Consider the following 17,310-nt stretch of genomic DNA (forward strand, 5'->3'; position numbering starts at 1 on the left):
GTCCGCGGCGTCGCGAAACCGCCGGAGCGATTCGACCGCCACTCCAATCTCTCTACAGAGAGACAGCGAGAGTGCCTCGGGGCTTGTCCCCGAGGTACTTCACAGTGTCTGTGCTGCGGGTGAGGCTTACCCTTTGCCGACACAGAGACCTAATCCTGTCCCGAATAGAGGACGCAACTCGTGCAGCGGGCTATCTTCGACAGGCTACAGCGTCACCGTCTTTCCGATCCGTCGGAGGCCGTTCACCCCGCCTTGTCGGGGACGACCATCACTGGCCGGTCAGTGTCGAGGATCACCGCCTGGGCGACGCTACCGAACAGCACCTTCCCCACTGGGGTGTGTTTCGAGACGCCGAGAACGATCTCGTCGCTGTCGAGCTCCGCTGCGGTCTCAATGATCGCCTCGGCTGGCGTTCCAACGGTCTCGTGGACCGCGTACTCGATCCCGGCGTCCTCGAGGACTTCGACGGCGGCCTCGACCGACTCTGGCAGTCGGTCGACCTCCCGGATCGCGTCGGCCATCTCCTCGGCGTAGGTCTCGAAGAAGCCACCGACCGCCCATTCGGCGTCGGGCAGCGACACCCTCTCGTGGACGTGGAGGACGTCGACCACGTGGTCGTCGGCCGCACTTTTGGCGATCGCTTCGGCCTGTGCGCGTGCCCGCGAGACCCTCTCATCAGCGGTGAGCAACACCCGGTACATGCGTCGTCGTACCACCTCCAGTGATAAAGCTCTCGTCACGAGATACCGGTGTAGACGTTCAAGGCTCTCTCAGTTTCAGAGGATCCTGTCGAACCGCCATAGAAGCTCTATATGTATCCCCAAATACTATATGTATCAATCATGCACGACGTGTTCGAGGCGTGTCGCCGCGGTACTCGTGGCGTTCGGTTGGCCCTCTGGCGATCGAGTGTTCGAACGAAAGCGTATCTCACCCTCGACGGACCGAAGATCGCCGCCGACATCGCAGACGGGGAACTCCGCGCCGACGTGCCGGACGATCCGACGGCTCGACGACGGCTCGAGGACGACCGCGGCGACGACCCGCGCGACCTCCCCGCTGGTGACTCGCGGGACCCGGACGATCCAGAAGACGGGGGCGACGACGACTCGCCGTTCGACGTGGGCGGCAGCTACGGCCCGCGCCAGCAGATCAGTTTCCTGCTCGGTCCGCTCCTGTTCGCGTTGATCTACTTCTCGCCGACGCCGGCGGGGCTCCCGCCGGAGGGGGAGGCCGTCGCCGCCGTCACCGCCTGGGTGGCCGTCTGGTGGGTGGGTGAGTCGATCCCGATCCCGGCGACGTCGCTGTTGCCGATCGTGCTCTTCCCGCTGACCGGTGCCTTGCCGGTCGCCGAGACGACGCCGTCGTACGCCAGCCCACTGATCTTCCTCTTTATGGGTGGTTTCTTCCTCGCGATGGCGATGCAGCGCTGGGGGCTCCACCGCCGGATCGCCCTCCGGACGATCGCGTTCGTCGGGAACTCGCCCTCCCGACTCATTCTCGGCTTTATGATCGCGACGGCGTTTCTCTCGATGTGGGTCTCGAACAGCGCGACCGTGATGATGATGGTGCCGATCGCGCTGGCAGTGATCTACCAGACCGCGGATCTAATCGACGAGACCGGCCTCGACGTCCCCACCGAGGAGGGTGAGTTCTCCTTCGGCATCGCCCTGATGCTGTGTATCGCCTACGGCGCCTCCGTCGGCGGCGTCGGCACCCTCATCGGCACGCCGCCGAACATCCTCTTTGCGGGCCAGGCCGGCGAGCTGTTCGGGGAGACGGTCGGCTTCGCCGAGTGGATGCTCTACGGCGTGCCCATCTCCATCGTCGGGATCGTGACCGTCTACGTCTACGTCACGCGCGCGGCGATGCGCCCGCAGTTCTCCGAGCTGCCGGTCGGCGGAGAGACGATCGAACAGCAGCTCGCGGAGCTCGGCCCGATGTCGAGCCAGGAGCGGCTGGTCCTCGTCGTCTTCGTCGGGATGGCCGCGAGCTGGATCGGCGCGAGCCTGCTCGATCAGGCCGGGGTGATCGCGGCACCCGACGACGTCGACTCGATCATCGCGATCGGGGGCGCGCTCGTGCTCTTTACCCTGCCCACGAGAACCGAGGACGGCGAGCACACGTTCGTCCTCGACTGGACGAGCGCGGTCGAGATTCCCTGGGGCGTAATCCTGCTGTTCGGCGGCGGGCTCGCGATCGCCGCCGGATTCGGGGAGACCGGCCTCGCCGTCTGGATCGGCGAGAGCCTTCGCGCCCTCGAGGGCGTCTCGATGGTGCTCATCCTGCTCGCGGTCGTCACGATGACGATCTTTCTCACCGAGGTCACCTCGAACACGGCGACGACAGCCATGTTGATGCCGATCCTCGCGGGCGTCGCGGTCGGCATCGGCGTCCACCCCTACGGGCTGATGATCGCTGCGGCGACGGCGGCCTCGTTCGCGTTCATGCTCCCGGTCGCGACGCCGCCGAACGCGATCGTCTTCGGCAGCGGCTACATCACCCTCCCGCAGATGGCCCGCGTCGGTGTCGGCCTCAACGTCATCGGGATCATCCTGATCACGATCGTGGCGGTGCTGTGGCTCCCCCTTGCTTGGGGAATCGACGTAACGACGCTGCCAGGGGAGTTCCTCGAGGCGTGGGGATCGTGAACCTGTCAACGACTCCGGTGGGAAGCTACGCTTGCGGAGCCGATTGTCCGTAGTTGCCGGAAACTGATCAGTTGCCCGACCTTCGAGAATCTAAACCTCTGTCTGGAAGGACACGCCAAACCGTCACGGTCCACCGCAGAATCGGTCATACTCTATCGCAATACATCCCCATCTGTACGGAACGCGAGTTCCACACGAGCTCGGATCAAAGAACGACGACCAACTGTTGGCAAACGGGCGGACATCAGGGCATTCATTAGCGCGCCGTCCGAGACTCGAGTGATGAGTATCCCGTCGTTCGTCATCGGCATCGCCGGCGGCACGGGCGCCGGAAAGACGACGGTCTCCCGGACCGTCGCCGAGACGGTCGGCGAGGCCGTCACGCGGATCCCGCTTGACAACTACTACGAGGACCTCTCCCACCTCGACTACGAGGAGCGCGCCGAGGTCAACTACGACCACCCCGACGCCTTCGAGTGGGAGCTCCTGCGCGAGCAGCTCGACAGCCTGTTGATGGGCCAATCCATCGAGATGCCCCAGTACGACTTCGAGCTCCACAACCGCAAGGACGAGCGCGTCACCGTCGCCCCCTCCGACGTGATCGTTCTCGAGGGGATCCTCTCGCTGTTCGACGAGCAGGTCCTCGAGATGCTCGACCTGAAGGTGTACGTGATGACCGACGCCGACGTCCGCATCCTCCGGCGGATCGAGCGCGACGTCATCGATCGGGGCCGCGGGCTCGAGGGCGTCATCGACCAGTACCTCGAGACGGTGAAGCCGATGCACGAGCAGTTCGTCGCGCCGACGAAGAAAAACGCCGACGTCATCATCCCCGAGGGGGCAAACCGGATGGCCGTCGACCTGTTAGTCGAGAAGGTCGAGGCCGAACTCGCGCCCGGCGATCCCGACGAGAACGACCGCGCGTTTCCCCTCGAGGTCGGCGAGGATCGGCCGACGCGGGTCGACCTAGAATCGACGAACCGTTCCGACGGCTGATACTACGGCGGTCCGGACGACGCGGGCCGGCGTAATTCTCTACCGTTAAGTAGTCGGTCGACCGATGGCCCGGTATGCAGATCGCGATTCTCGCCCACGAGAAGTTCCCGGACCGGGCCAAGACGGCTCTCGGAGTACTGCGCTACGCCGACTACGACGTCGAGGCCGTCCTCGACCGCGACAGCGCCGGCAGCCGAGTACAGGATCACGTCTCCGACGTCCAGGACGCCCCGATCGTCGAGGGGATGGACGACGTCGGGAACGTCGACGCCCTCCTGATCGGGATCGCCCCCATCGGCGGCGGCTTCGACGAGAGCTGGCGCGAGGACGTCCGGACCGCACTCGAGCGCGGCTGCGACGTCATCTCCGGGCTCCACTTCTTCCTCGCCGAGGACGAGGAGTTCGCCGCCCTCGCCGAGGAGAACGACTGCGAGCTGTGGGACGTCCGCAAACCCCACGACGAGCTGACGGTCGCCGACGGCGTCGCCGGCGACGTCGACGCCGAGGTCATCCTGACAGTCGGCACCGACTGCTCGGTCGGCAAGATGACCGTCTCGATGGAGCTGGCCCGCGACGCCCGCGAGGCCGGCTACGACGCCGCCGTGATCCCGACTGGTCAGACCGGCATCATGATTGAGGGCTGGGGGAACCCGATCGACCGCGTCGTCTCGGACTTCACCGCGGGCGCCGTCGAGGAGATGATCCTCGAGAAGGGCGACGAGCACGACTACCTCTTCGTCGAGGGCCAGGGTAGCATCGTCCACCCGGCGTACTCGGCGGTCACCTGCGGTATCCTCCACGGCTCGATGGCCGACCAGCTCGTGCTCTGTCACGAGGCCGGCAAGGAGTCGATCCACGGCTACGAGGACTTCGAGCTGCCCTCGATTCAGGCGTACGTCGACCTCTACGAGGACCTCGCCGAGCCCGTTGCCGACGCCACGATCACCGCGGGCGCGATCAACACGAGCCACCTCGAGGACGACGACGAGGCGAAACGGGCCGTCGACGAGTACGTCGAGGAACTCGGCGCGCCCGCAAGCGACGTGATCCGGTTCGGCACGGACGACTTGCTGGAGGCGCTGCTCGAATGAGCCTCGAGACCACGTTCGAACGCCACAGTCTTCCACTCGAGTTCCCCTTCGGCATCGCCCGGGGAACGGCGACCGAGGCCGAGGTCGTCACCGTCCGGATCGAGGACGACGAGGGCCGGGTCGGGGTCGGCGGTGCGGGTCCCTCGCCGCACTACGGCGAGACACCCGAGACCGTCGCCGCCGTTCTTCCGGAGCTGCTCGCGGTCGTCGAGGACGTCGGCGACCCCCACGAACTCGAGCGGATCGAGCGCCGCATGCGCGAGACCGTCAACCGAAATCCGGCGGCCCGCTGTGCGGTCAGCATTGCGCTCCACGACCTTGCAGCCAAGCGCCTGGGGGTACCGCTCTACCGATACTGGGGGCTCGATCCCGAGGAAACGCTCGAGACCTCCTATACGATCGGGCTCGACGATCCCGAGACAATGCGCGAGAAGACTGAGACGGCCCTCGAGCGCGGCCACGGACGGCTGAAGGTCAAGCTCGGCACCGACCGCGACGTCGAAATCGTCCGGACGATTCGCTCGGTCGCACCCGATGTCGACCTGTTCGTCGACGCCAACGAGGCCTGGACGCCCCGCGAGGCGGTGTCGAAAATCGACCGCCTCGCTGAGTTCGACCTCGAGTTCGTCGAACAGCCCGTCGCCGCCGAGGACCCGGAGGGGCTACGGTTCGTCTACGAGCGCTCGTCGCTGCCGATCGCGGCCGACGAGTCCTGCGTTAGCCTCGAGGACGTTCCACAGATCGCCGACCGGTGTGACATCGCGAACCTGAAGCTGATGAAGTGCGGGGGCCTCCGCGAGGCCAAACGGATGATCCACACCGCCCGCGCCCACGGGCTCGAGGTGATGTGTGGCTGCATGACCGAATCGAACGCCTCCATCGCGGCGGCCTGTCACCTCGCGCCGCTGCTCGACTACGCCGATCTGGACGGCTCCCTGCTGCTCGAGGAGGACCCGTACTCGGGGGTTGCGATGCCCGGCGGCGAGATCGATCTGGCGGGGCTCGAGCGAGCCGGCACCGGCGCCGCGCTCGAGTAGCGTCAGAGCACGAGGTAGATCCCGGTCGGAACGAGGACGATCCCCAGGACCAGCTCGAGTCGGGACGGATCGACCCGGTGGGCGACCAGCCAGCCGGCGACGGCGCCGACGGCGATCGGCACCGCGAGTAGTCCCGCGAGCGCGACCGAAACGGCGTCCTGCAGGTAGTAGCCACCGACGGCGAAGCCGGAGATGAAGATCGCCTGGAGCTGTGCGACCCCCAGCGCCGCGAGCATCGGGACGCCCAGTAGGACGAGCGCCGGCACGGCGAGGACGGGACCGCCGACGCCGACTAGCCCGCCGACGGCGCCCAACGCGAGCCCGAGCCCAGCAAAGACGAGCCGTCCGCCCCTCGATTCCGGGCCGACGGCGGCCAGCGACGGCAGCCCTCGGAGTCGACGGTACGCCAGTAAGATCCCGGTACAGACGATGAGGAGCCCCAGCAGGATCCCAAACAGTCGTCGCGAGACGAACGCGTTTAGGACGGACCCGGCCAGCGCACCCAGCACGCTCGAGCCCGCGAGGACCGTCGCCAGCGCTCGTCCCTCCCGTCCGACCAGCTCGCCCGAGCGCGCGTAGCCGACGACGCCGATCACTCCCACGAGAACGAACAGCACGTGGGCGGTGCCCGCGATCTCCGCCGAGGACAGCGGCGTCAGCAGGTAGAGCGCGATCGTCACGAAGATCCCGCCTGCGCCGACCGTCGTGCAGCCGATCCCCGACAGCAGGGCGACGAGGAGCAACGCGAGGAGGACCTCGAACGGGACGGGGACCATCGCGTACGGACGGCTACGCTCGCCCTGTGTGAAGTGTCCAGGGGTCCGCGATCGGTCAGGGCGTCGGCGTACACTCGATTCCGTATCGTGCACTCCGCGAGCGGTTCGAAGCGACGACAGTCGTTTCGACCGCCAAAATCGCTTAACACGACGTGAGTCGTGCGACGTACTGCCATGAGCGATAGCGATGGCGGTACACGACTCACGCGACGAGCACTGCTGGGGGCCGGCGCCGGAACGGTCGCACTCTCGACGGTCGGCACCGCACAGGCCGACGGAGAGCGCGAACGCGGACTGCTTTCCGGACGGTGTCCCGAGTCGACGCTCCGACCGAGTATGGGCCACTGCGCAGGTGCGAGCATGGAGGGGTGTGCCGACGATCACCCCGTTACGATCGAGCTCCGGGAGGCCGTCGAGGAGACCCTCGAGCACCGGTATCCCGACGCTGGCGCCCTGCTCGAGGCGGGGTTCAAACCCTACTTCGATACGCTCGACGGCGACGACGACGGCTGGTCCCACTGGCTGAATCCGGAGTACATCGGCGACGACGCCGTCCTCGATCCGGAGCGTCCGGAGTCGGTGCTGGTCGACAACGACTCCTGGCGCTCGATCGGGGTCATGTTCATCGCGACCCGCGACGGCGAGCCGATCTCACCGCCGCCGGCGGTGTACGAGGCCGACGACGAGACCTGGGAGGGGCCACCCGAGGACGGGGACTACCACGAAGACCACGACCGTCACCCGGACGACGATCGCGACCATCATCACCCAGAGGACGATCACGACCACCCGCACGACGATCGCGACCATCATCACCCAGAGGACGATCACGACCACCCGCACGACGACCACGATCACCACCCCGACGGCGATCCTGACCGCTGCTCGCCGTGGCACTACCACGCCGGCGCGCCGGGACGACTCGCCTGGTGGTACTATCGGACGGTATACGAGGGGTCCTACCGCGAGGGCGAGCTGGCGCCACCCTGCCGGACGCCCTGTATGATGCACGTCTGGACCGTCGACCACCCCGAGGGCGTCTACGCTCACGGCGGGCCCCCGCCGGAGTACCGCGAACGCGAGCCGGCCGACGATCCGGGGTTCGACACCGACTCCGAGCCCGGCGAGGACGAGCTCGGCTGGGACGTACTCCCCGACGAGGAGGTCCCGGATCGGCTCCCCGAGTCGTTCTCGCTGGCCGACGGGCTCGGGCTGTAGCCGCCCCGCTCGCTACGCCGAGCGCCACCGATCGAGCGCCTCGAGTACCCGTTCGACCGCTTCCGTAGCCGACAGCTCGTCGGTGTCGACCTCGAGATCGGCCGCGGGCTCGTCGAACTCCCGGTAGACGACGTGGACGCCCTGCTCGTCGATCGCGTCCTCGCGACGACGGTTTCGCTCGAGGCAGGTCTCGAGGCTCGCGGTCACGAGGACGAACCGAACGTCGCCGAAGGTTCGGAACTGGTCCTGCCACTCCCGCCGGTAGAAGGTGCCGTCGACCAGCCAGGTGACGTCGTCGGGTCCGGCGACGACTCGCTTGAAGAGGCGCTCGTAGGTCCGCCTCGAGAAGTCGTCGGAGTGGAGCAGGCGAACCGACTCGCCGTGGGCCTCGAGTCGGTCGGCGACGCGGGTCGCGACGGTCGTCTTGCCCGCACCAGGTGGCCCGCAGATGACGACGGTCACGGGCTCGGAGAGGTGCCGAACGCCCTTCCGCGTTCGGATCGTCGAGACGGATCAGGCGACGCGCGTCACAGCCATATCGAAACTGGCGATCGACGAACCGTTTCAGTCCCAGTCGATCTCCTCGTTGCGGTTCGACTCCCGGAGGATGAACGGGCCGATCGCCAGCGTCCGCTTGGCCATCGTTCCGAGCCGCAACACGAACGCGACCAGCAGGAGGAAGGGTACGATCGAGACCGTCGCCGCCGCCACGACGACCCAGACGACGGCGTCGATTCCGAGGGCGGTACCCGACACCGCGTCGGCGTCAAAGAAGGCAATCATCGACATCGCCACGATCAGTGAGGGTACCGAGACGTACATGATCCCCCGCGAGAGGTTGATCAACTCCCACTGGAAGTACAGCGTCTTGAAATGTTCACGGGCGAGCCCGAACAGCTTCAGCGACTCGAGCAGCTGGTCGTGGGCTTCCCGGGCCTCGTCGGTAAAGGAGTCGGCGTGGACGTTGCGCAGCCGACGAGCGCGGAAGATCTTCCAGGAGTAGTTGTAGTCGAGCGCCGATTTGATGACCTCGTAGGTGCCGAACTGGGCGTCGTCCAGTTCGTCGTGGACCGTCTCCGCGTGGCTCGTGACGTTGTCGACGAAGTCGTCCACCCGCTCCTCGAACTCCTCGTCGCGACTGTCGTCGACGGCCTCGCGGAACTCGGCCGCCCGGTCCTGCGAGGCGTCAATGATCGCCTGCAGGAACGACGCGGGATCCGGCGGACTGATCGGCGCGTCGATCACGTTCTCGACATCCTCGTGGAACTCGAGCGACCCCTCGAGGCGCCCGCGCTGATCGTCGACGGCGCCCAGCTCCTGGGAGAGGACGAGCTGGTTGATCGTCAGGACGAGCGTGACACCGGTGATCAGCGAGGTCACGAGCGCCTGAAACAGGAAGTGGACCGGTTCCTTCTCTCCCATCAGCGCCCGCAGGGAGACCGGACTCACCTGGCTGATCACGAGCAGCCCGACGAACGCGAACGCGGCGAGCAAGACCGTGACGAACCACCGGTTGCCGTTCAGCAGGAGCCACAGCTTCCATCTCGGGTTCGAACTCCGTTCGACCATCGTATCGGCGGGCTGCGAACTGTCGTCGCTCATCGCTTCGAACGGTGGTAGGAGTATCGGTCAAAAATACGTGCGGCCGGCAGCGAGCAGGTGCCGGCTCAGTCCGACTGTGACGCCGACGAGCCGGGTTCGGAGTCCTCACCGTACGTCACCTCGAACGGTCCCTCGGAGGGGTCCTTCTGGGGGACCATCGGTCCCGTCGACGCCGTCCGACGGGTGATCGTCGCCGTCCGGAGGATGAACGTCGTGAGGAGCGCGAGCGGAAGGACGACAACCGAGATGAGCCCGGCGACGACGTACGGAAGGTAGACGAGGCTGATCGAGGGACCCGCGAAGTCCGCGTAGATGAACCCGAGCAGCATCGCCGAGAAGATCGAGGGGATGCCACAGTAGATCGTCAGCTGTGAGAACCGGGTGAGCTCTCGCTGCAGGTAGGTCGTCTTGAAGTGTTCGCGGGCAATGTCGAACAGCATCAGCGTCTCGACCAGGTCGTCTATCGCGTCGTGGGCCGCCTCGGGAAGCTCGTCGTGGTGTCGGTCACAGAGGTGTCTGGCGACGTAGAGGTGCCAGGACTCGTCGTAACTGATCGTCGCAGCGACGGTGTTGAACGTCCCGAACGCCGTTTCCTCGAGCGTCTCGTCCATCAGCTCGGTGCTCTCTTTGACGTCGGCTGCGTACTGCGTCACTTGGTTCTTGACGTCGTCGTCCTCGATGCCGGCGACGGCGTCCTCGAGGTCGCCGGCGCGGTCGTGCATCGCGTTGACGAGCAGCCGGATGAGTCGCGTGGGTGAGGCCGGACTCGCCGGCACCGACGTGACCCTGGCGACGTCTTCGCGAAACGACATCACGCCCTCGAGTTTGTCCTTCGACTCGCTGGCCGAGGTGAACTCCCGTGAGAGGATGAGCTGGTTGATCGAGACGACGAGCGTGACCAGCGAGAACGTGCCCGCGATCATACCGCCAGCCGCCCGCGTGATGGAGTCGTCGTTGACGATGCTGATGATGCCGATATCCTGAAGCACGAGAAACGTGAGAAACACCGCGGCAGAGATCCCGATTGCAAGGAACAGCCGATCCCCATCGACCAGAAACCAGTCACGGACGCGCGCCCACGAACTCGTCCATCTCCCGACCTCCGCCCCGTAGGACTCGAGGGACTCGTCGGACTGCGACGAACTCATAACTACAGGTTCAGCGCGCCCGGCAATAAGGTACCCCGTTGCACACGACAACCCGATGTGACGGGCTCACACAACCGTACGCGGTTGGTCGCCCGTCAGACGGATCCATCAGGCTTCAGACTGAAATACGCTCGCACCGTCGGTTCGGTCATGATCAGTTACGACGGGCGCCCTCGAACGTGGTGTTGCCGATGATGAGCGGCACCCGATCGACGCGACGGCGCGTGCTCGGTGCCGTCGGTGCGGGCGCCGTGATCACCCTCGCGGGATGTGGTGACATTACGGGGAGCGACGCGCCGGACTACGAGTCCGGCGAAATCGGCGAGATCGACGGCGAGGACCGATCGGCGGAGGAGATGACCGCCGCCGAATCGCTCGCCGAAATCGAGCCCAACGAGGGCGTGACGACGCTCGAGTCACTCTCGCTCGAGTCCCACGAATTCGTTATGGAGGACGACTACCGGGGGCCGACCGTACAGGGAACCGTCGAGAACACCGGCGACGACCGGATCCAGCTGATCGAGATCCGCGTGCGGGTGTACAACGACGAGGGCGAACAGGTCGGTCGGTACCTCGACGTCGGGGGTGACCTCGACCCCGGTGCCAGCTGGTCGTTTACCGTCATCATCCTTGAACCGCTGGCGGACATCGACGACTACGAGGTCGCCGCGATCGGTACCCCGGCGTAGGTCCTTCCCGGCCGTCTCTGGATGGACTACCGGGCGAGCGGCTACTCGTGAGCCTCCGTCAGCACCTCCCGAATCCGATCGTTCTGGTACTCGAGCTCCTCGCGTACGACGTCGGGATAATCCACAGAGACGGGCTCGAGAGCCGGCTGTTCGTCCGGATCCGGGAGACCGACGAGGACCGTACCGACCAATCCCTCCGGCTCGTGGACCGTACACGCGTAGTTGTAGACACCTTCGCCGTCGAAGACCCGGTCGAACGGGTTCGACGTCGTGACCTCGCTCGCCCACGGCTCGCTGTTCTCGGAAGTCCGTCGCTGATCACGGTGAGTCTCCGGGTGATAGCTCGTCGTATCGTGGACGCCGCTTTCGGCGATCCACTCGACGGTGCCGCCGTCGACGACGTGGGCGATCGGCGGATCGAGACGGGGCTCGCCGCCCTCATCCGCCAGTTCGACCTCCACGTGGGCCTCGGGGTCGCCTATCAGGGGATCGTCTACCCCAAGCTCGTCGTCGATGCAACCGGCGATCCCGGTCGCGGAGAGCGTGCCGACGGCCGTCAACAGCCGCCGCCGACTCGACTGCAGTCCGCTCATTACCGCCTCGTCGGGCCCGAAACGATAAAGCACATCGGATCACCTTCCTCCGGCGGCCCGGACTGACCGCCTGCCCCAAATAAATCCACGCCTACAAGGTAGAAAAATAGCTGCAGAGTGAGTCCTTTTAGTGGTGCGTTTCGTTGCTCAGCGTACGTTGCTGGGGTTTAGCTTCGATCCGGACGACCCAGACTACGTCCTGAACCTCGAGGACGAGTACAGCGCGACGGTCAACGTCTTTCTGCATTTCACCGTCCTCGGCGTGATCGCGCTGGTGACGGGTCGTCCGTTTCTGTTTCCGAGTCTGGGGCCGTCGGCGTACCTGATCGCGACCGGCGAGCAGCCTCGAGCCGAAGGTGCCTACCACGTCATCGGCGGGCACACCGTCGCGGTCGTCGGCGGGCTGATCGCCTACGCGCTGTTCGGCAACGAGGTCAGCGCGTACGTGGTGTTCGCCCGCCCCGATCCCGCCTTCAGTATAGAGGTCGTCTACCTCTGGGCCAGCGGGACGGTCGCGATGATGCTGACGACGACGGCAATGTTGCTGACGAAGACGAACCACGCCGCGGCGTGTGCGACGACGCTGATCGTCGCGCTGGGGCTGATGGGCGGCCTCGAGGACGGGGTCATCATCGTGGTGGCCGTCGCTATCCTGTGGTACTTCCACGACAAGGTCATCTCGCCGCTGGCCCACCGATACGGCTTCGTCCCCCGGGACGCCCGGGCGGAGTGATCATCCCTGGAGTCCGTCCGCAAGCGCCTCGAGGACGGGTCGAGCAAGGCCCACGTTGAAATGCGGTCACGTCCTCCGTTCTGTCATGAGCAGCCGTCGCAACTGTAAAGAGCGCGTTCGTCGCCGGAGGACATCGCGATGACCGAACGGGGCCGACCGAGTCGACGCACCGTGCTCGCGTCGCTTGGAACCGGGGTCACGCTGTCCCTCGCCGGCTGTGCCGATGCCGTCGACGAGATCGAGGACGTCGACGTCGGCGGCGTCGACCTCGTCGACGGCGTTGGGTTGGGTGGTACCGATCCGGAGTACCGGAGCGGAACCGTCGACGTCGACGGCGAGGAGCGAACCGACGAGGAGCAGTCGATCGCCGAACAGTTCGCCGACCAGGAAATCGACGAGGACGTCGCGCCGCGGGACAACCTCGTGGTCGCGGACCACGAGTTCGTCCTCGAGGACGACTACCGGGGGCCGACCGTGCAGGGGACCGTCGAGAACAATCGGGACAACCGCCTCGAGACCGTCGAGGTTCGGGTCCGCGTGTACGACGACGCCGGGGCGCGGCTCGGCCACTACCTCGACAGCACCGTCGACCTCGACGACGGCTCGGAGTGGGAGTTCGAGGTTATTCTGCTGGAGTCCCCCGAGGACGTCGCCGAGTACGACATCGCGGTGCTTGGGACGCCGTCGTAGCTCGAGGGCAAATCATAACAGCCGGTCGGAAACGTCCTCGTAGACCGTCTCTGCCGATCCGGAGAGCGCGTAGCTCGGCCGTCCCTTCCCCGTCGGTGACCGTTCCCCGGTCCCGACCTCCTCGACGACCCCCGCGTCCTCGAGGCGGTACAGCGAGCGCATGACGTCGGCCTCCGTGACCGTGCCGACGACCTCGGACTCGAGGTCATCGAGCCGCGTTCGGCAGCTCCGACGGACCTCGTGGGTCTGTGCGGGCGTTTCGTCGTTTCGATGGGCGTCGGCGACGGCGAGCAGTACCAGCTGTTCGGTCAGCGAGAGCGAGTCGATCGCTTCTGATGCCACCATACGCGGTCGTATGAACTGACGGATGGTAGCAGTTGCCCTTGCTCTACGGTCGTGAAAATACGTCTACTTTACCGGGACTCCGCTCGAAGTCCGTCGATCAGGCGTTCTCCTCTTCTTGGAGCTCCTCGAGTTCGGCGTCGATCTCGGTGTCGTCGACGTCGGCCTCGAGATCCTCGAGCTCCTCGTCGTCGACCGACTCGGGCTCGGGCTCGGGTTCGGCGTCCGCTTCGGCGCCGCCGCCGACCTCCGATCTGAGCGTCTCGAGTTCGGCCTCGACGCCGCTGTCGGTCGAGAGCTCCTCGAGTTCGCGGTCGATCGAGTCCTTATCGGACATGACGTCCTCGAACGCACCCGACTCCTGCAGTTCGTCGAGCGCGGCGGCGCGGGCCTCCATGTCCTCGGTCTGTTCCTCGGCGCGCTCGATGGCGCGGCCGACGTCCTCGAACTCGTCTCCGGTAGCGGTCATCGCCTCCGACACCGTCGAGCTCGCCTTGGCGGCCTCGTGACGGGCCTTCATCGTCTCCTTTTTCGTGCGGAACTCCTCGATGCGGTTCTGGAGCTCGTCCTTCTGGTCGATCAGACTGTCCTGCTGGCTCTGGAGCTTCGAGATCTGGCGCTCCAGATCCTCGATCTGGTTCATCTTCGTCTTCTTCTTCTCGAGGGCGCGCCGGGCCAGGTCCTCCCGGTCCTGCTGGACTGCGGTCCGGGCCTGGTCGTTGTGTTTCTCGACGTTCTCCTCGAGGCGCTTTTTCTGCATTTCGAGGCGCTTTTTTTGCGTTGTGAGATCCGCGATCCCGCGTTTGACCTGCTGGAGCTGATCGCGCATCTGCTCGTAGGAGTAGTCGAGCGTCTCGGTCGGGTCCTCGGCCCGGTTGAGCACCGAGTTGATCTTCGAGCGGATGACGTAGGAGGTCCGAGAGAGGATGCCCATACGCCTACGTATGGTTCCCCGCCCTTAAAAACATCACATCGGCGACAGTCGTCGGGAGAGCGACGCCGTGTGAGGTTTCTCGCCGACGATTTCTCGAGTAGCACGGTCCGATCGAGATCCGGCGTTCGGGCGGGTTGGAGAGCCGATTGCAGTACCTACTATAGGGCCCGAACACGACCAACGACTATGACCGACGTACTCGTCCCCGGCGCTCGAGACGTCCGAGGAACGCTCGAGGAGCCCGACGGCGAACCGGAGGCCGTCGTCGTCGCCTGCCCACCCCATCCCCAACACGGTGGCTCCCGTAGCGACGGACGACTAGTGGCGGTGAGCGAGGCGCTCTGCGAGGCGGGTATCGCCTGTCTGCGCTTCGACTACGGGCCGTGGGACGACGGTAACGGCGAGCGCGAGGACGTCCGCAACGCGATCCGATGGGCGGACGAGCGGTACGAACGGGTCGGCGTCTTCGGCTACAGCTTCGGCGCGTCCCAGGCGCTGCTGGCGGCCGCGGCCGTCGATCGGCCGCTTCTCGGGGTTGCCTCGCTGGCGCCCACCGCGTCGCTGGCGACGGGCGCCGACGGTAACGGGAACGATCTCGACGCGGTCGCCGCGCTGTCGACCCTCGAGGTGCCGACCCTGATCCTCTACGGCGAACGCGACACGACCGTCGACTGGGAGCCCGTCGTCGAACAGGTCCGCGAACGGGGCGACGAGACCGTGGCGCTCCCGGCCGATCACTTCTTCCTCGGAACGCGCGACGAAATCACCCGCCGGGTCCGGGAGTTCTTCGCTGAACGGCTCGCGACGGCGTGACTCGATCGAGGTCGATCCCGGAGAAACGACCGATTACGCCGGAGTAGCCGCGGCCTGCGTTTCGCCGACCGGTCCGTACGAGCGCCCAATTGGCGAGTTCCCGACACGAGACTCGTCGATCCGCGTTACGCGGTGACATCCGTCTCCTGGTGAGTCTTCCTCGAGCGCTTAACAATAGTTCCGGGACTGTTCCGATCGCCTGGTGTATCAATGAAACTGAAGACGCTTCGGGACTGTCGCCCGGTCGGACTCGACGCCCGTCGAGCGGACGGGGTCGTCCCGAGGAGGGAACGGTGGGGTGATGTGCTGTGAGCGAATCGTTCGATCGACCGAGGGACGCGTTCGAATCAGATGCTGCGGCGTCGGCTGCCGGCGAGGGAGGGTGCACCGTCGCGATCCACCAGCCGAACTACCTGCCCTGGCTCGGCTACTTCGAGAAGATCCGTCGAAGCGACGTCTTCGTCTTCCTCGACGACGCCGAGTACACGTCGGGGTCCTGGATCAACCGGAACAGGATCAAGACGCCACACGACTGGACGTGGCTCACCGTCCCGGTCCGAGGGACGAGCGGGACGATTGCGGACGTCGAGATCGTCGACGACGGCTGGCGCGAGACCCACCGGAAGAGCCTGCAGGCGAGCTACGGCGGCGCGGCCCACTACGAGCAGTTCGCGGCCTTCTTCGCGGCGACCTACGCGCGCTCGTGGGAGTCGCTGTGCGAGCTGAACGTCCACCTCGTTCGGCAGCTCGCCGACCGACTCGGGCTCGACTGCGAGTTCGTCCGCGCGTCGACCCTCGAGGTCGACGCCGCTGGCAGCGAGCGGGTCGTTCGCCTCTGTACGGAACTCGGCGCCGATCGGTACTACTCGGGGGAGGGTGCCCGATCCTACAACGACCACGCGCGGTTCGAGGAGGCAGGGATCGCCCTCGAGTACCAGTCGTTCGACCCGCCCCGGTACGAGCAGCGCTTCGGCAAGTTCCTGTCGAACCTCTCGGTCGTCGACGCGCTCATGAACCTCGGGGCCGCGGGGACGCGGGAGCTGCTGGAGGAGGCGAGCGGCGATGCGTAACGCCGACCTCGAGGGGTGGGCCGAGGACTTCAGCTACGACTACTACCGGACGCTACTGGAGACGCTGCAAGCGATCTTTGAGCTCCGGACGCTCTCGGAGTACCGACCCGACCGCCTGGCGGGCGCCCGGGTCGCGTTCGTCCGCCACGACGTCGACGTCTGCCTCGAGCGGGCCGTCGAGATGGCCGAACTCGAGTACGAACTCGGTGTTCGATCGACGTACATGGTCCTTCCCGACACCCCGCTGTACGACCTCGAGGAGGAGCGGGATCTCCTCCACCTCATCCAGGAGTTCGGCCACGAGATCGCCCTCCACTGCGATCTGTCCGGCGTCGAGTCCGACGAGCCCGTCAGCCTGGATGGGCTGGCGCCGAGCGAGCGCCGACGGGTCGACGCCGGTAGGCGGCACTTGGAGGAGCTGGGAATCGACCCGGTCACCTCAGTCTCCTTTCACCGCCCGTCCGAACGGGTGCTCGAGGGACCGCGAACGATCGATGGAATGGTAAACGCCTACAATCCGGACCTGCTCTCGACGTACGTCTCCGACTCGAGCGGCCGGTGGCGCGAGGGCGACCCGCTCGAGTCGATCCTCGAGAGCGCCGACGCCGAGCGACTGCAGGTACTGACCCACCCGGTCTGGTGGGGGACCGAGCACGAGCCGCCCCTCGAGCGCTTCGCCGCGGTCGCCGACCGGTTCGACGCGAGCGACCCGCGAACGTACGAGGAACTCGTCTCGATCTACGCGCCCTACGCCGAGCGAATCGACACGGATCGGGTTCTCGTCTGATACGGTTTACTGTACGTCAGTACCGGCGTACCCGCGACCCGTGGGGCGGTTGCGCCGGGACATCGGTACAGCAATCCGTCTGAGGCGCCGACGGAGGATGGTCGTCTCCGGTTTCGGTTCGGGTCGCGCCGCAGCCGAGG

At 66.1% G+C, this 17,310-nt stretch carries 19 protein-coding genes; 11 read left to right on the forward strand and 8 right to left on the reverse strand.

The genetic code is table 11. The annotated features are described in order from the left end of the window. Positions 1–242: 242 nt before the first annotated feature. Positions 243–701: a universal stress protein gene (locus tag QA600_RS01840; protein WP_278290412.1), complete on the reverse strand. Its 459-nt coding sequence runs from the start codon at positions 699–701 to the stop codon at positions 243–245. 141 nt (positions 702–842) lie between these two features. On the opposite strand from QA600_RS01840, the gene QA600_RS01845 reads away from it, so the two are divergent. The 4 genes from QA600_RS01845 to QA600_RS01860 all read left to right on the forward strand — a co-directional run bounded on the left by QA600_RS01845 (position 843) and on the right by QA600_RS01860 (position 5,775). Then, on the forward strand, positions 843–2,651 hold the full coding sequence (locus QA600_RS01845) for an SLC13 family permease (RefSeq protein ID WP_278290262.1): 1,809 nt from the start codon (positions 843–845) through the stop codon (positions 2,649–2,651). 282 nt (positions 2,652–2,933) lie between these two features. Beyond that, a complete protein-coding gene (gene udk / locus QA600_RS01850) occupies positions 2,934–3,647 on the forward strand; it encodes a uridine kinase (protein ID WP_278290263.1) in 714 nt (237 codons plus the stop codon). Positions 3,648–3,721: 74 nt separating this feature from the next. Next, on the forward strand, positions 3,722–4,738 hold the full coding sequence (locus tag QA600_RS01855; RefSeq protein WP_278290264.1) for a DUF1611 domain-containing protein: 1,017 nt from the start codon (positions 3,722–3,724) through the stop codon (positions 4,736–4,738). Next, positions 4,735–5,775 (forward strand): dipeptide epimerase, encoded by a 1,041-nt coding sequence (locus tag QA600_RS01860; RefSeq protein WP_278290265.1) that lies wholly within the window; start codon positions 4,735–4,737, stop codon positions 5,773–5,775. The genes QA600_RS01855 and QA600_RS01860 overlap by 4 nt, the downstream gene beginning before the upstream one ends. 2 nt (positions 5,776–5,777) lie before the next feature. On the opposite strand, the gene QA600_RS01865 is transcribed toward QA600_RS01860, so the two are convergent. Continuing rightward, entirely contained in the window at positions 5,778–6,551 is a 774-nt protein-coding gene (locus QA600_RS01865) for a sulfite exporter TauE/SafE family protein (protein WP_278290266.1), read from the reverse strand. Positions 6,552–6,725: 174 nt separating this feature from the next. On the opposite strand from QA600_RS01865, the gene QA600_RS01870 reads away from it, so the two are divergent. Continuing rightward, positions 6,726–7,769, forward strand: coding sequence for a hypothetical protein (locus QA600_RS01870; RefSeq protein WP_278290267.1), 1,044 nt, complete (start codon positions 6,726–6,728; stop codon positions 7,767–7,769). A gap of 12 nt (positions 7,770–7,781) precedes the next feature. On the opposite strand, the gene QA600_RS01875 is transcribed toward QA600_RS01870, so the two are convergent. The 3 genes from QA600_RS01875 to QA600_RS01885 all read right to left on the reverse strand — a co-directional run bounded on the left by QA600_RS01875 (position 7,782) and on the right by QA600_RS01885 (position 10,519). After that, complete coding sequence (locus QA600_RS01875) at positions 7,782–8,270, reverse strand: AAA family ATPase (RefSeq protein WP_278290413.1); 489 nt, start codon at positions 8,268–8,270, stop codon at positions 7,782–7,784. Positions 8,271–8,333: 63 nt separating this feature from the next. Further along, on the reverse strand, positions 8,334–9,371 hold the full coding sequence (locus QA600_RS01880; RefSeq protein WP_278290268.1) for a hypothetical protein: 1,038 nt from the start codon (positions 9,369–9,371) through the stop codon (positions 8,334–8,336). 65 nt (positions 9,372–9,436) lie between these two features. Then, positions 9,437–10,519, reverse strand: a complete 1,083-nt coding sequence (locus QA600_RS01885; protein WP_278290269.1) for a hypothetical protein — start codon at positions 10,517–10,519, stop codon at positions 9,437–9,439. A gap of 194 nt (positions 10,520–10,713) precedes the next feature. Here QA600_RS01885 and QA600_RS01890 point away from each other — a divergent pair, with 194 nt between their 5' ends. After that, on the forward strand, positions 10,714–11,208 hold the full coding sequence (locus tag QA600_RS01890) for an FxLYD domain-containing protein (protein ID WP_278290270.1): 495 nt from the start codon (positions 10,714–10,716) through the stop codon (positions 11,206–11,208). 41 nt (positions 11,209–11,249) lie between these two features. On the opposite strand, the gene QA600_RS01895 is transcribed toward QA600_RS01890, so the two are convergent. Further along, positions 11,250–11,801, reverse strand: coding sequence for a halocyanin (locus tag QA600_RS01895; RefSeq protein WP_278290271.1), 552 nt, complete (start codon positions 11,799–11,801; stop codon positions 11,250–11,252). A gap of 157 nt (positions 11,802–11,958) precedes the next feature. On the opposite strand from QA600_RS01895, the gene QA600_RS01900 reads away from it, so the two are divergent. Both QA600_RS01900 and QA600_RS01905 read left to right on the forward strand, forming a co-directional pair. After that, positions 11,959–12,534 carry an HPP family protein gene (locus tag QA600_RS01900; protein ID WP_278290272.1) on the forward strand — a complete coding sequence of 192 codons (576 nt, stop codon included), beginning with the start codon at positions 11,959–11,961 and terminating at the stop codon, positions 12,532–12,534. A gap of 138 nt (positions 12,535–12,672) precedes the next feature. Next, positions 12,673–13,224, forward strand: coding sequence for an FxLYD domain-containing protein (locus tag QA600_RS01905; RefSeq protein WP_278290273.1), 552 nt, complete (start codon positions 12,673–12,675; stop codon positions 13,222–13,224). 12 nt (positions 13,225–13,236) lie between these two features. Here QA600_RS01905 and QA600_RS01910 read toward each other — a convergent pair whose 3' ends face one another. After that, positions 13,237–13,569 (reverse strand): hypothetical protein, encoded by a 333-nt coding sequence (locus QA600_RS01910; RefSeq protein ID WP_278290274.1) that lies wholly within the window; start codon positions 13,567–13,569, stop codon positions 13,237–13,239. A 97-nt stretch (positions 13,570–13,666) separates the two neighbouring features. Further along, entirely contained in the window at positions 13,667–14,500 is an 834-nt protein-coding gene (locus tag QA600_RS01915) for a PspA/IM30 family protein (protein ID WP_278290275.1), read from the reverse strand. 186 nt (positions 14,501–14,686) lie between these two features. Between QA600_RS01915 and QA600_RS01920 the strand changes: the two genes are divergently transcribed. The 3 genes from QA600_RS01920 (at position 14,687) to QA600_RS01930 (ending at position 17,170) form a co-directional block, all read left to right on the forward strand. After that, positions 14,687–15,313 (forward strand): alpha/beta hydrolase, encoded by a 627-nt coding sequence (locus tag QA600_RS01920; RefSeq protein ID WP_278290276.1) that lies wholly within the window; start codon positions 14,687–14,689, stop codon positions 15,311–15,313. Between the two features lie 308 nt (positions 15,314–15,621). Continuing rightward, a complete protein-coding gene (locus QA600_RS01925) occupies positions 15,622–16,383 on the forward strand; it encodes a WbqC family protein (protein ID WP_278290277.1) in 762 nt (253 codons plus the stop codon). After that, positions 16,376–17,170 carry a hypothetical protein gene (locus tag QA600_RS01930; RefSeq protein ID WP_278290278.1) on the forward strand — a complete coding sequence of 265 codons (795 nt, stop codon included), beginning with the start codon at positions 16,376–16,378 and terminating at the stop codon, positions 17,168–17,170. Before QA600_RS01925 ends, QA600_RS01930 begins: the two co-directional genes overlap by 8 nt. Positions 17,171–17,310 lie beyond the last annotated feature (140 nt).

This window comes from Natronococcus sp. A-GB1 (assembly GCF_029688845.1).
Lineage (GTDB): Archaea > Halobacteriota > Halobacteria > Halobacteriales > Natrialbaceae > Natronococcus.

Bases quoted from the DNA above. Each gene is read 5' to 3' on its own strand.
- QA600_RS01840 (WP_278290412.1), bottom strand. From the start codon at position 701: ATGTACCGGGTGTTGCTCACCGCTGATGAGAGGGTCTCGCGGGCACGC.
- QA600_RS01845 (WP_278290262.1), top strand. From the start codon at position 843: ATGCACGACGTGTTCGAGGCGTGTCGCCGCGGTACTCGTGGCGTTCGG.
- udk (WP_278290263.1), top strand. From the start codon at position 2,934: ATGAGTATCCCGTCGTTCGTCATCGGCATCGCCGGCGGCACGGGCGCC.
- QA600_RS01855 (WP_278290264.1), top strand. From the start codon at position 3,722: ATGCAGATCGCGATTCTCGCCCACGAGAAGTTCCCGGACCGGGCCAAG.
- QA600_RS01860 (WP_278290265.1), top strand. From the start codon at position 4,735: ATGAGCCTCGAGACCACGTTCGAACGCCACAGTCTTCCACTCGAGTTC.
- QA600_RS01865 (WP_278290266.1), bottom strand. From the start codon at position 6,551: ATGGTCCCCGTCCCGTTCGAGGTCCTCCTCGCGTTGCTCCTCGTCGCC.
- QA600_RS01870 (WP_278290267.1), top strand. From the start codon at position 6,726: ATGAGCGATAGCGATGGCGGTACACGACTCACGCGACGAGCACTGCTG.
- QA600_RS01880 (WP_278290268.1), bottom strand. From the start codon at position 9,371: ATGAGCGACGACAGTTCGCAGCCCGCCGATACGATGGTCGAACGGAGT.
- QA600_RS01885 (WP_278290269.1), bottom strand. From the start codon at position 10,519: ATGAGTTCGTCGCAGTCCGACGAGTCCCTCGAGTCCTACGGGGCGGAG.
- QA600_RS01890 (WP_278290270.1), top strand. From the start codon at position 10,714: ATGAGCGGCACCCGATCGACGCGACGGCGCGTGCTCGGTGCCGTCGGT.
- QA600_RS01895 (WP_278290271.1), bottom strand. From the start codon at position 11,801: ATGAGCGGACTGCAGTCGAGTCGGCGGCGGCTGTTGACGGCCGTCGGC.
- QA600_RS01905 (WP_278290273.1), top strand. From the start codon at position 12,673: ATGACCGAACGGGGCCGACCGAGTCGACGCACCGTGCTCGCGTCGCTT.
- QA600_RS01910 (WP_278290274.1), bottom strand. From the start codon at position 13,569: ATGGTGGCATCAGAAGCGATCGACTCGCTCTCGCTGACCGAACAGCTG.
- QA600_RS01915 (WP_278290275.1), bottom strand. From the start codon at position 14,500: ATGGGCATCCTCTCTCGGACCTCCTACGTCATCCGCTCGAAGATCAAC.
- QA600_RS01920 (WP_278290276.1), top strand. From the start codon at position 14,687: ATGACCGACGTACTCGTCCCCGGCGCTCGAGACGTCCGAGGAACGCTC.
- QA600_RS01930 (WP_278290278.1), top strand. From the start codon at position 16,376: ATGCGTAACGCCGACCTCGAGGGGTGGGCCGAGGACTTCAGCTACGAC.